Below are 12,510 nucleotides of genomic sequence, written 5' to 3'. Positions count from 1 at the left end.
ATGGATACTAAGCAAATTATTGAAACAATAAAGATGCTTGACCAAGAGCATTTGGATATTAGAACTATTACTATGGGAATCAACCTTCTTGATTGTGCCGATAGTGACTATAAGAAATCAACCAAAAAAATCTATGAAAAGATGATGAAAGAATGTGAGAATTTCACTGAAACTACCAAAAAAGTATCAGAGATATATGGAGTTCCTATAATAAATAACAGAATTTCAGTAACACCTATTTCCTTAGTTGCAGCAAGCTCAGCTTTGGATGATTATACGATATATGCAGAAGTTCTTGATAAGGTGGCAAAAGATGTTGGAGTTGATTTTGTCGGTGGTTTTTCTGCCCTTGTTCAAAAATCTATGACAAAATCTGATGAAATTTTGATAAACTCTATTCCACACGCCCTTTCAACTACTGATTATGTTTGTTCATCTGTAAATGTAGGATCTACAAGAGCAGGTATTAATCTTGATGCAGTTAAGCTTATAGGAGAGAGAATTAAAGACTTAGCCAAACTTACCAAAGACCAAGATTCTCTAGGTTGTGCAAAGTTTGTAGCCTTTGCTAATGCAGTTGAGGACAATCCATTTATGGCAGGATCTTTTCTTGGGGTAGGAGAGGCTGATACTGTTATAAATGTTGGTGTATCAGGACCTGGAGTTGTCAAGGCTGCTATTGAAAAAGATAAGAAAAAACCAATAAATGAGGTCTATGAAACTATCAAAAAGACTGCTTTTAAGATTACAAGAATGGGAGATTTAATTGGTCGTGATGTAGCTAAAAGACTTGGCAAGGAATTTGGAATCCTTGACTTATCCTTAGCACCTACCCCAGCTATTGGAGATAGCGTAGGAAGAATACTTGAAGAGATAGGAATAGAGCATGTTGGGGGACATGGAACAACAGCAGCTCTTGCTATGCTAAATGATGCAGTAAAAAAGGGAGGTCTTATGGCATCATCATCTGTTGGAGGACTTTCAGGAGCTTTTATTCCTGTAAGTGAGGATGAAGCTATGATTAAGGCGGCAGATGCAGGACATTTGACCTTTGATAAACTTGAAGCTATGACAAGTGTATGTTCTGTGGGACTTGACATGATAGCAATCCCTGGAGATACTGAGGCTTCTACTATATCAGCTATGATTTTAGATGAGGCAGCAATTGGTGTTATTAATCAAAAAACAACAGCAGTAAGAGTAATTCCTGTCTATGGCAAAAAGTGTGGTGACTATGCCGAATTTGGTGGGTTATTAGGTTATGCTCCAATTATGGATATAAGACAGTCTTCTTCATCTGATTTTATAAATCGTGGTGGAAGAATACCAGCTCCAGTTCATTCATTTAAAAATTAGCATTTAAAAAAAAACAATAACCAGTAAAATATAAAAAGAAACAAATAAATAAAGAAAGGATTTTATATGAAAGTTATAGTAAGTGATTCATATGAAGAGATGAGCAAAAAAGCAGCAGACTTATTTAAAAGCCTTTTAGTAGAAAAGCCACAATCAAAATTAGGACTTGCAACAGGTTCAACACCAGTTGGACTTTATGAAAATTTAGTAAAAGCACAAAAAGATGGAGAAATATCTTTCCACTGGGCTAAGTCAGTAAACCTTGATGAATATGTAGGAATTGACCCAAAAAATGAACAATCTTATCAATATTTTATGGATGAAAACTTATTTAATAAGGTAAATATTAAAAAAGAAAATACCCACCTACCAAAGGCTGATACAAATGACGAAAAATATGCTAAAGAATATGACAAAGTTCTTGATGAAATGGGACCTAGAGATATTCAAATACTAGGACTTGGAAACAATGGACATATAGCCTTTAACGAACCAGCTGACAAACTTAACAAAAGAACATCTATAGTTAAGCTTACAGATGAAACTATAAAGGCAAATTCAAGATTTTTTAAATCAGAAGAAGATGTTCCAAAATACGCAATATCAATGGGAATGGCAGATGCTTTCAATGCAAAAACCATAATTGTACTTGCAAGTGGAAAAAATAAGTTTGATGCTGTAAAGAAAATTATAGAAGATGATAAAATTGACACAAATTTCCCAGCAAGCCTACTACACCTTCACCCAAATTGCTATTTATTTGTAGATAAAGAAGCATATGAAGGATAAATATTATCTAAGATTTCAGGCTCCCTTTTTGAGGGAGCCTGTTTTTTAAAAATCAAGTATATTAAGACTTTGATAAAGCTCAAGCCTTTTTTTAAAGTTAGTAGATTCTTTAGCTAAGGCCATGTACATCACCTTACTTGCATGGTTAAAATTATTTTTTAAGGACTTATCCTTATTAAGACTTGAAAGGGTAGACCCATTTTTGAGAAAAATAGTAGAATCTTTGATATTTTCAACATAAAAGGCATTTACAAAAGCTCTCCTAAGATTATCATGGTCAGTTTCATTTATCTTAAAGGGAAAAAATACATTGAAGGAATCAATAAAATAAGGTAAATTCCTTGAAACTTTCAAGATATCTTTCATTCTTTTGTGCATAAGTTTTACAGAAATAGCCCTTTTGGCACACAAATGTTTCAAAAAAAGTTCACATGATCTCTTATCTTTTACAATATGAGATGTATAATAGACCTCACAGCCAATACCAAAACCTTTGATTTCAATAGGTAAGATGGCGATAATATTGTCCATAAAGCCTCCTTTCCCCACAGAAGAAAGTCTTCTCTAGACATTAAGTGTACTATATTTCATCTTATTAGTCAATTATTGGCTTGTTTTATATCTTAATAAAAGAATTTCCGATGAAATTATTTTAATGAAATCAAAAAATTAATTATAAGCTTTAATTCCTCTATTTAGAACTTATGAAATTTTATAAAAAACTAAAAATTTTCTAAAATCTCTTCTTCACGTAAAATCCTTCTTAGCTTATATATAATATCACCATGAATATTAGTTACAGTTTTAGGGCTAATATTTAATAAACTTCCTATCTTCTTGTGGGAGAAATTTTTGTTGTATTTTAGATAGATTATATCTCTTTGTCTTTTGTTAAGCTTTTTTATTGCATCATTTAATACTTTTATTTCGACATTTTTAATCAAATCTTTCTCTATGTCTATATTATCTTTAAGATTTTCTATTAGTTCTATTCCCTTTTTATCTTTATCATTTAGGGATATTGCTTCTTTCTTTTTACTCATATCTAGAAAGTAATAATATAGTCTATATTTTATATAGCCTCCAAATTTTCCTCTTTTCTCATCATAGTCTTCCACTATATTAAGGATAAAGTCATAAGCTTTGATATAGGCTTCATTCCTATCATAGATTGGAAACTTGTTTATAGTGCTTATGATAAGTGGTTTGTACTTTCTTATAATCGCATCCAAGTTTTCTATACATATTTTCATAAAATTTCCTTACTGCGATCGCTATTTATTTGTCGACATACTTAGTCTATAGGAAATTTATATAAAAGTTTAATTTGCTAAAGTCCTTTTAGGACTTTATTATTTGCCTAAAAGAACTTTAAGGTTAAAATAATAGACCTTAAATTCCATTAAGACTGATAAGTTTTATTTAAATTTAGTATTTAAAAAGCTGGCCTAAGCCAGCTTTACTTAAATTATTTCATTTACATTGATTTCGTCTCTTGAAACTCTTTCTATATAGGCTTTGTCAACTTTACTTATCTTGCCATCTTTTGTTTCTATTACCTTGCTTTCTATAATCTTATCCATAGCAGTCCTTATTTCTTGATTGTTAAGGTCTACTTTTGGATAGTCAACTGATATGGTCTTTGACTTATTGAAGTCATCCTTAAATCCTAATTTTAATTTTCTATTTTCCATTTTTTACTCCTTCCTTATATTTCTTTACTTGTTATTTTTTCTACTGTATAAGCAGTAATGTCAGTAAGTGACATGTAGGCTTGGGCAAAGTTTTTAAGATTTTCATTACTTAATGCTTCATTTAAATTTGAAAAAGTTCTAGAAATCTTTTTTTCCTCTGCACCATCATTGATTTTAAATAATATTCTAATTTTCATATCTTATCTCCTTTCACTTATAGATAGAGCAAAAGAAGAAAATGTCCTGAAATTATATATTTACAAAAATTCTTTATTAAAATTATCAAGTAGTGTAAGATATAATAAACAAGGACTTTAAAATAGGTGATTTAATGAGTAAGAATAAAAAAAAGAAAAAAATTACATTAAAAGATATATTATGGAAGCTGATATTTCTAATAGGGATATTGGTTCTTCTTTATCCTATAATATCAAGATGGTACTATACCTTAGATTCAAAGGAACAAGTAGAAATATTTAACCAAGGTAAGTCAAAGATTGATAAGGAAGAAATAGATAGAAGAATTGGTCTTGCAAAAGCATACAATGATGCTCTATCAGGAGTTGTACCGGAAGATCCATTTGCTAAGGAAAAACAAGAAGCTGGCAAGAGGGAGTACGCAAGAATGCTCGAAGTAGAGGAAATGATAGGTCATATAGAAATACCAAAGATAAATCAAGACCTACCCATCTATGCAGGAACTAGTGAAGATGTATTACAAATTGGTGTAGGCCACCTTGAAGGAACCTCTCTTCCTATAGGTGGAAACAACACTCATACAGTCCTTACAGCCCATAGAGGTCTACCAGAAAAGACTCTATTTACAAATATTGACCAACTTAAAATAGGAGATAAGTTTTATATACATAATATTAAAGAAACCCTTGCCTATCAAGTTGATCAAATCAAAGTAATAGAGCCTACAAACTTTGAAGATCTTATGATTTTTCCAGGACATGATTATGCAACCTTACTTACTTGTACTCCTTTTATGATAAATTCACATAGACTTTTAGTAAGAGGTCACAGGGTAGAATATGTAGAAAGTGTAGATGAAGAATTGATTAAAGAAGCCAAAACCAACTGGATATTTAGGATTCTATTCTTTATAGCCCTTATTATTATAATAATTCTCCTATTTAGAATAAGAAAACTAAGGAAAGAAAATAATAAGACAAGTAAAAAAATTGATGAAATCAAAAACCAAATAGAAAATTTAGGTAAAGATGATGAAGTTAAGTAAAAAAGACATAAGAAGAAATCTACCTTTTTTACTCATATTCCTAGTGGGTTTTCTTATCTTCTCCTATCCTTTTATAAGCCAAAAATTCTACGAGATAGAGGCCAAAGATGAAATCATAGAATTTAAAAAGGCTAAGGATGATGTAAGCAAAGAAGACCTAGAAAAAAGGATGGAATTAGCGAGAGTTTACAACCAAACTTTAGATCCATCTATAATCTCTGACCCTTATGATGAAAAGGTAAAAGAAGCTAAGGCCGACTATGCAAGAATGCTTGAAGTCCATGAGATGTTAGGGCATATTGAAATACCAAAAATTGCAGTAGATATCCCAATATATGCAGGAACAAGCGATGATGTTCTTGAAAAGGGAGCAGGTCACCTTGAGGGAACTTCGCTTCCTATAGGGGGAGATTCCACCCATACGGTAATCACAGCTCACAGAGGTCTTCCTAACGCAGTCTTATTTAGGTATCTTAATCAACTTACAGAGGGAGATATTTTCTATATCCACAATATAAAAGAAACTTTAGCCTACAAGGTGGATAAAATTCAAGTAGTAGAGCCTACTAACTTTGATCCTATTTTAGTAGTTGATAAAAAAGATTATGCAACCCTTCTTACCTGTACACCATATATGATAAATTCACATAGGCTTTTAGTAAGAGGAGAAAGAATAGATTATGCTCAGGCAATAGATGATGGTAGTGCCAACACCCCAAAGATAAGACCAGACTTCTACCAACTATTTTTAGTTCTTATCCCTATACTTTTATTTACCATTCTAACCTATATTAGAGAAAAACATCGTCAAAAAAAGATGAACATGGAGGTAAAAGATATTGAAGAAAGACTCAAAGAAAAATAAGAAAATATTTGGCTATATAATAATACTTCTAGGTCTTATAATACTAGCCTTTCCTATTGCAAAAAGATTCTACTCCGACATAGAAAACAAAATGGTCTATGAAAAAGTATTGAAATCTCAAGCAGAGGAAGATAAAGAAATCCTAGACGAGGTAGAAAAAAGAGCTATAGCATACAATGAAACTATAAAAGATTCTGACATATCAATGACAGATCCATTTGAAGTAGGGGACTTCGGGTCTAAATCAATTCTTGATAATCCAGATGATATATTTGCTTATATAGAAATACCAAAACTTGGAAAAGTAATTCCAATTTATCTAGATGCAAGCTATGACCATATAGCCTGGGGATTGGGACAAGTATCAGGTTCATCAATCCCGGTAGGAGGAGAATCAACACGTTCAGTCCTTGCAGGCCATAGGGGATGGTGGGCAGATACCATGCTCTTATATGCAGATGATTTGGTAAATGGAGATTTAATTTATATAAAAAGAGCTGATAGGACTCTAACATACAAAGTATTTTCAAAAGAAGTAATTGGTCCTTTTGATTGGGAAAGCTTAAGAATAGAAAAGGGAGAAGATATAATAACCCTTCTTACCTGTCATCCATTTTTTTGGCCAAGGCCAAATAGGCTTTTGGTAAATGCAAGAAGAGTAGAAGATGAAAAAAATCCTACAGAAAATCAAAAGACAGAAAAAATTGAAGTAAGTGAGAATGTAAAGATAACAAATTATATTTATGTAGGATTTATGATTATAGATTTTATTCTTATTATTTTTGTGGTAAGTAGGATAATAAAACTTATAAAAAATCGAAAAATTAGCTGAAAATTTAAGTCAAGCTATATAAAAAGTAGATGAATTTAAAAAGTTCATCTACTTTTTATATTAAATACATATATTAATAATCTAGGAAATATATTACATAAAAATAATAGTAGCTAAATACCAATAATTGCTAGTTTATCGATAATTTTATAATGAATTAATCTTTAAAAACCATTACAAATACTTTATGATGATTTGGTATCAAATATCAATTAAACTTTTTTGAAATTTTCTAAGACTAGCTTACAATCATGAAAAGATAGAAATTCGCTATTTTTTTAAAAAGAACTTCAGTTTTTATTCTTAAGTTTATTTAGCCCAATTTCCATCTGTAAATATTTGATATTCTCTTCCATCTTTGTAGGCCTTTATATCTAGATCTTTTGCTCCCACCATGAAGTCTTCATGGATTAAAGAATCATTTAGACCTATGGTGTGCAGATCTTCGTCAGCTACTTCTGTACCACCCTTTATAGTAGTAGGATAGGCTTTACCTAGGGCGAAATGGCATGAGGCATTCTCATCAAAAAGTGTATTAAAGAATAAGACATTGGATTCATTTATTGGAGAATGGTATGGTACAAGGGCGATTTCTCCAAGTCTTTTAGCATTTGGGTCGGATTCTAGCATTTCCTTTAAAGTATCATATCCAACTTCTGCCTTAAAGTCTACTACAAGTCCATCCTTAAAGGTAAATTCAAACTTATCTATAATCACCCCATTATATACAAGTGGTTTTACTGCAACAAGTCTTCCATTTACTCCATCATATTGAGGAGAGGTGAAAACTTCTTCTGTTGGTATATTTGGCAAGAAAGTATCTCCCTTTTCATTTCTTGATGATGCTGACATCCATATATGATTTTTAGGAAGTTTTACCCTAAGGTCTGTTCCGTTAGAAGACTTGTAGCAAACTTCATCGAACTGATGAGCATTTAAAAAGCTTGCCTTCTCATTCAAAAGTTCTATATGGTCTTGCCAATTCTTTTTAGTATTATTCCAGTCTTCATCTATACGGCTTACGTCAAAAATTAATTCCCAAAGCTTATCTACTGCTTCATTTTCTTTTAGTTCGGGAAAGATTTTCTTAGCCCATTTCTTGGTAGGATAGGCTATAACAAGCCATGAAACCATATCGTTCATAGTATATTTTACAAAGTCTTTAAGCTTTAAAGAATTCTCCCTTACAGCCTCAGCTATCTTTTTTTGATCCAAATTTTTTAATAAATCTGGGTCATCTCCAATAATTGAAATCCTATTAGACCTATGTTTTTCTAGTTGATAGATATTTTTTTCTATTATATAGTCTGGAACTTCATTTAAAGTTTTTTGATTTTGGTATGTGTAGTCAAGCTTTATGATTTCTTCATCTTTCCAATTTATGCTAACCTTACGAGCCCCACTTTCATAAGCATATTTTGTGATAAATCTTGCAAGAGAGGGATCCTCTATAGAAGAATTTATCAAAACATCTTCACCATCTTGAACATTTACACCAAATTCTACTGCAAGTTTTGCATAATTTTCTAATTTTTTTAAATTTATAGTCATAATACCTCCGTTTTTTTCATTATACTCCTTTATAAGGGTATAATGGAATATAGATAGTTAGGAGGAAATTATGAAAAAAAGAAGTGAAGTTGATGTAAAAGAAACTTGGAAATTAGAAGATATATTTGAAAATGACAAAGCTTTCTATGATGAATTAGAAAACACCCTAAAATTAAGTGAAGATTTCAAAGAAGAATTTAAAGAGATAGACTCTAGTGAAAAATTAAAAAGGGCCTTAAAGAGTCTATCAGATATAGTGGCAAGACTTCATAGGTTAGGATCTTTTGCTGGAATCTCAACAGAAGTTGATGCAAACGACCCACATCCTCAAAAAAGATATGCCAAATTTGGTACTATATCTAGTGATATAGGATCAAATCTTACATTTTTTGATGGACTATTGACAAAAATTGATGAAGATATAGTAAATAAAACTAGAAAAGAAAATCCAGACTATGACTATTACCTTAAAAAAATCCTAGATAAAAAGGACCATATTCTAGATGATAGTGCAGAAGAAGTTTTATCAAAACTTGCCCCAACATTTGATGCACCTTATGGTGAATATTCTTCCATGCGTTATGGAGATATAAAAGTAGATCCAATTGAAGTTGATGGTAAGAAGATAAATCTTAATCACAACAACTTTGAAGAATACTTCGAGGCTGATAAAAACACAGAAGTAAGAAGAAAAGCTTTTAGAAACTACCACGATGCCCTTAGAAGATATGAAAGAGGAAATGGTGCTATCTATAATACTCAAGTGCAAAATGAGAAAATAGTATCGAAACTTAGAGGCTTTGATTCTGTAATTGATATGCTTTTATCCTACCAAGATATACCAAGAGAAATCTATGACAATCATATAGACACAATTATGGCAAAACTTCCAAAATATATGAGAAAGTATGCAAATATCATCAAAAAAGTCTATAAATTAGATGAAATGACTTATGCAGACCTTAAACTTTCCATTGATTCAGGATTTTCTAAAGAAATTGAAATAGAGGAAGCGAGAGATTATATAATTGATGGTCTAAAAGTTTTGGGAGATGATTATGTAGAAATGCTTAAGAGAGCATTTTCAGAAAGATGGATAGACTATGCAGAAAATGAAGGCAAAAGAACTGGAGCCTTCTGTGATACTCCTTACGGAGTTCACTCCTATATCATGACAACCTACAACAAGGACATGAGTCAAGTAATGACCCTTGCCCACGAGCTAGGACACGCTGGACACTTTGAAAATGCCAACAAAAATCAAGACGCTCTAAACACTAACGTATCAATGTATTTTGTAGAAAGTCCATCAACCGCCAATGAAATCACTATGGAAAGATATCTACTTAAAAACGCCAAAGATGATAGGCAAAAACTTTGGGTATTGGATACAATGATTTCAAAAACCTATTACCACAACTTTGTAACTCACTTTTTAGAGGCAGCTTTCCAAAGAGAAGTCTATGAAAGAGTAGATAAGGGAGAAAGTCTATCAAGCGATGACTTAAACCAAATCTTTAGAGAAAAACTAGAAGAGTTCTGGGGAAGTGATGTCAAACTTGTAGATGGATCTGAACTTACATGGATGAGACAACCTCATTATTATATGGGACTTTACCCATATACCTACTCAGCAGGACTTACCATAGGAACTCAAGTTTCAGAAAAGTTAATCCATGGAGATAAGGAAGATATAAAAAGATGGAGAGAAGTTCTAAACTTAGGCTCAACTCTAAGTCCAATGGATCTTGCTAAAAAAGCAGGAGTAGATATGACAAATACCAAAGCCCTAGAAGATACAATTGACTTTATAGGTGAAATAATAGACAAAATAGATGAGCTTTGCCAAAAAATTGGACTATATGAATAATTGCAAATAAAATAAGGTATTAAAATACTGTAAAGAGGGGATCTTCCCTTCTTTTTTTGTGCCTTGATATATATTATAGCAATATAGAAATGTAGATTTTATTATGATAAGAAATAAAGAAAAATAAGAATAGCATTAAATATATTGAACATACTTTGAAAGTGGTCTTATATATTATTAAATCCAAGTTTTAAGGTAAAATATAATGAGATAATTAAGGAAAATATTAAAGATATTAATAACAAAGACATAAAATCTTAATATGAAGAGATAATAGCTAGAAACTTAGAAAGAACTAAAAGTAATATATTAAAAAATAATAATTGTACGATAGAATTTAAGTATGAATATTTTTAGATTTTCTTTTCAAAATGTGTCAATTATCAAAAAAACATTAGTGAGTTTGATTATAATGATAAATACAAGAAAATATAAAAATAGCTAATCAATAAAATTTAGGGTAAATATCTAGTATTAACGAAAATGAAAGGGGTATTATGAAATATTTATCAAAAAGATTTATAGGAAAATATAGGATAATTGGACTTATTCTTTTAATTTTACTTATATTATTTGGCTCAACACCTGCTATAACTAGTATAATGATGGGAATGAGTAGAGATATAGTTTTTATTATAACAGTAGGATACGCTCTTTTTACCTTAATTTTCTATCTTATTTTTTATAGAAGACACCAAAACAAGATGGGGGTATTAAACACTTTAAAAGTTCTAGTGGTAGGCTTTGTATCAATTCTTACATTATCTTATTTATTAGGTATGATATTTGGATCAAATGCTTCTATATCACAAAACCAAGAAGCCATAGAAAATATGTTAGCCTTAAACTTTTCACCAGCTCTTATAGCCTACATGGTACTACTTGCTCCAGCTGTAGAAGAATACACATTTAGGGAGTATTTTCCTGGTATAATTAGAAAAATCTTTAAAAAAAACGACCAAAACCTAAGAGATATTATATCGCTTATACTTGCAAATATAGTATTTGCCCTAATGCATATTCCTACAGACCTTTACTCATTTTTAGTCTATTTTTCTCTAGGTTTTGTCCTAGTTATGGTTAGGTACCTTACAAATAGTCTAAGACTTTCAGCCTATCTTCATAGCCTATGGAACTTAATATCAGTAGTTATTTTATACTTTGCCTTATAAAAAAGAAGACCTTCCTCAAATTTTGGGGAAGATCTTCTTTTTGATTATGGTAATTAACGAATAATATAGAAATCATATAAGTCCTAAAATATATTCGATAATTTACACTATTATTATAGCAAAAATTTAGAATTTTTGCATATAAAATATTTACTTTAATTAATAAAGTTAGTTCACAAGAAAATCAAATGATAAATAAAAATATTGCAGTTTCATTTTAATAATATAGTCATATTGTTAAAAATATGATAAAATAAAATGATAGAGTCCGTATAATTGTGTAAAAAGAAAAAGGTCATTTAAAACCCAAACTAGTACAATGTTTTTAACCACAAAAACCAACTAGGAGGAACAAATGACCCAATTACATTTTACAATTAATCAAGAAGAAATACAAAATTTAATTAATGAATCTGTAGATAATAAAATTGCCAAATCTATCTTAACAAAAGTTTTTAATGAACTTATGGAAAAAGATGAATATTTAGAAAATACAGCCTATCAAAGGGATCCTAACAGAATCACCTACCATAATGGCTACTATGAACGTGACTATACAACCAAAATAGGAACATTAACTTTAAGAGTACCTAGGACAAGAGATGGTAAATTCTCAACAGAAGTCTTTGAAAGATATCAAAGAAATGAAAAAGCACTACTTATAACCATGCTAGAAATGTATGTTCAAGGAGTATCAAGAAGAAAAGTATCCAAGGTGATAGAAAATATGTGTGGTAAAGCATATTCTAAATCCTTTGTATCATCTTTAACTAAAGAGCTTGACGAAGAAGTAAAGCTATGGAGAAATAGTGACTTAAGCAAACTAAAAATTCCGTATCTAATTGTAGATGTGGTCTACATAAAAGTAAGGGAAAACAATCGTGTAGTATCAAAAGCTTATCATATTGCAATAGAAACAACTGAAAAAGAAAATAGAGAAATCATAGGCTTAGACCTAAGTTCTAGTGAAAGTTAATATTCATGGTCAAACTTCTTTGAATATTTAAAAGTTAGAGGACTATCTGGACTTAAAATGGTAATATCAGATGCTCACAAAGCTCTAGTAAAAGCAATAAAAGAAACATTCGTAAATGTAATATGGCAAAGATGCCAGGTTCATTTCTTAAGAAATATCCTA

At 30.7% G+C, this 12,510-nt stretch carries 12 protein-coding genes and 1 pseudogene; 8 read left to right on the top strand and 5 right to left on the bottom strand.

What is annotated here, in order from left to right:
• Entirely contained in the window at positions 1 to 1,356 is a 1,356-nt protein-coding gene (locus HV819_RS03675) for a PFL family protein (RefSeq protein WP_154539569.1), read from the top strand.
• A gap of 66 nt (positions 1,357 to 1,422) precedes the next feature.
• Positions 1,423 to 2,145: a glucosamine-6-phosphate deaminase gene (nagB, locus tag HV819_RS03670; protein ID WP_154539567.1), complete on the top strand. Its 723-nt coding sequence runs from the start codon at positions 1,423 to 1,425 to the stop codon at positions 2,143 to 2,145.
• Between the two features lie 45 nt (positions 2,146 to 2,190).
• Here nagB and HV819_RS03665 read toward each other — a convergent pair whose 3' ends face one another.
• The 4 genes from HV819_RS03665 to HV819_RS03650 all read right to left on the bottom strand — a co-directional run bounded on the left by HV819_RS03665 (position 2,191) and on the right by HV819_RS03650 (position 4,036).
• Positions 2,191 to 2,676: a hypothetical protein gene (locus tag HV819_RS03665; RefSeq protein WP_154539565.1), complete on the bottom strand. Its 486-nt coding sequence runs from the start codon at positions 2,674 to 2,676 to the stop codon at positions 2,191 to 2,193.
• Positions 2,677 to 2,867: 191 nt separating this feature from the next.
• The gene (locus HV819_RS03660; protein WP_154539563.1) at positions 2,868 to 3,398 is read right to left on the bottom strand and encodes a sigma-70 family RNA polymerase sigma factor; all 531 of its coding nucleotides are present in this window, start codon (positions 3,396 to 3,398) and stop codon (positions 2,868 to 2,870) included.
• 210 nt (positions 3,399 to 3,608) lie between these two features.
• Positions 3,609 to 3,839, bottom strand: coding sequence for a DUF2922 domain-containing protein (locus tag HV819_RS03655; protein WP_154539561.1), 231 nt, complete (start codon positions 3,837 to 3,839; stop codon positions 3,609 to 3,611).
• A gap of 14 nt (positions 3,840 to 3,853) precedes the next feature.
• Entirely contained in the window at positions 3,854 to 4,036 is a 183-nt protein-coding gene (locus HV819_RS03650; protein ID WP_154539559.1) for a DUF1659 domain-containing protein, read from the bottom strand.
• Positions 4,037 to 4,170: 134 nt separating this feature from the next.
• On the opposite strand from HV819_RS03650, the gene HV819_RS03645 reads away from it, so the two are divergent.
• The 3 genes from HV819_RS03645 to HV819_RS03635 are packed head-to-tail and all read left to right on the top strand — an operon-like array spanning position 4,171 to position 6,779.
• Complete coding sequence (locus HV819_RS03645; RefSeq protein WP_154539557.1) at positions 4,171 to 5,082, top strand: class C sortase; 912 nt, start codon at positions 4,171 to 4,173, stop codon at positions 5,080 to 5,082.
• On the top strand, positions 5,069 to 5,947 hold the full coding sequence (locus tag HV819_RS03640) for a class C sortase (RefSeq protein ID WP_154539555.1): 879 nt from the start codon (positions 5,069 to 5,071) through the stop codon (positions 5,945 to 5,947). The genes HV819_RS03645 and HV819_RS03640 overlap by 14 nt, the downstream gene beginning before the upstream one ends.
• Positions 5,922 to 6,779, top strand: a complete 858-nt coding sequence (locus tag HV819_RS03635; RefSeq protein WP_176269540.1) for a class C sortase — start codon at positions 5,922 to 5,924, stop codon at positions 6,777 to 6,779. Before HV819_RS03640 ends, HV819_RS03635 begins: the two co-directional genes overlap by 26 nt.
• Positions 6,780 to 7,088: 309 nt before the next feature.
• Here the strand turns inward: HV819_RS03635 and HV819_RS03630 are convergent, their stop codons facing one another.
• Entirely contained in the window at positions 7,089 to 8,330 is a 1,242-nt protein-coding gene (locus tag HV819_RS03630; protein ID WP_154539551.1) for an aminopeptidase, read from the bottom strand.
• Positions 8,331 to 8,400: 70 nt separating this feature from the next.
• Between HV819_RS03630 and pepF the strand changes: the two genes are divergently transcribed.
• From pepF to HV819_RS03615, 3 genes and pseudogenes are all read left to right on the top strand, one after another.
• Positions 8,401 to 10,200, top strand: coding sequence for an oligoendopeptidase F (gene pepF / locus HV819_RS03625; protein ID WP_154539549.1), 1,800 nt, complete (start codon positions 8,401 to 8,403; stop codon positions 10,198 to 10,200).
• A gap of 497 nt (positions 10,201 to 10,697) precedes the next feature.
• Positions 10,698 to 11,372, top strand: coding sequence for a CPBP family intramembrane glutamic endopeptidase (locus HV819_RS03620; RefSeq protein WP_154539547.1), 675 nt, complete (start codon positions 10,698 to 10,700; stop codon positions 11,370 to 11,372).
• Between the two features lie 355 nt (positions 11,373 to 11,727).
• A pseudogene (locus HV819_RS03615) lies at positions 11,728 to 12,510 on the top strand (IS256 family transposase); the annotation flags it as partial.

Source organism: Anaerococcus faecalis, assembly GCF_013371425.1.
Classification (GTDB): domain Bacteria; phylum Bacillota; class Clostridia; order Tissierellales; family Peptoniphilaceae; genus Anaerococcus; species Anaerococcus porci.
The sequence above is the reverse complement of the archived record's forward strand: the minus strand, read 5'-3'. Positions and strand labels throughout refer to the sequence as shown.

Coding starts and splice junctions, on each gene's coding strand:
- HV819_RS03620 (WP_154539547.1), top strand. CDS start 10,698: ATGAAATATTTATCAAAAAGATTTATAGGAAAATATAGGATAATTGGA.
- HV819_RS03660 (WP_154539563.1), bottom strand. CDS start 3,398: ATGAAAATATGTATAGAAAACTTGGATGCGATTATAAGAAAGTACAAA.
- pepF (WP_154539549.1), top strand. CDS start 8,401: ATGAAAAAAAGAAGTGAAGTTGATGTAAAAGAAACTTGGAAATTAGAA.
- HV819_RS03630 (WP_154539551.1), bottom strand. CDS start 8,330: ATGACTATAAATTTAAAAAAATTAGAAAATTATGCAAAACTTGCAGTA.
- HV819_RS03640 (WP_154539555.1), top strand. CDS start 5,069: ATGAAGTTAAGTAAAAAAGACATAAGAAGAAATCTACCTTTTTTACTC.
- HV819_RS03645 (WP_154539557.1), top strand. CDS start 4,171: ATGAGTAAGAATAAAAAAAAGAAAAAAATTACATTAAAAGATATATTA.
- HV819_RS03665 (WP_154539565.1), bottom strand. CDS start 2,676: ATGGACAATATTATCGCCATCTTACCTATTGAAATCAAAGGTTTTGGT.
- HV819_RS03655 (WP_154539561.1), bottom strand. CDS start 3,839: ATGGAAAATAGAAAATTAAAATTAGGATTTAAGGATGACTTCAATAAG.
- HV819_RS03675 (WP_154539569.1), top strand. CDS start 1: ATGGATACTAAGCAAATTATTGAAACAATAAAGATGCTTGACCAAGAG.
- nagB (WP_154539567.1), top strand. CDS start 1,423: ATGAAAGTTATAGTAAGTGATTCATATGAAGAGATGAGCAAAAAAGCA.
- HV819_RS03650 (WP_154539559.1), bottom strand. CDS start 4,036: ATGAAAATTAGAATATTATTTAAAATCAATGATGGTGCAGAGGAAAAA.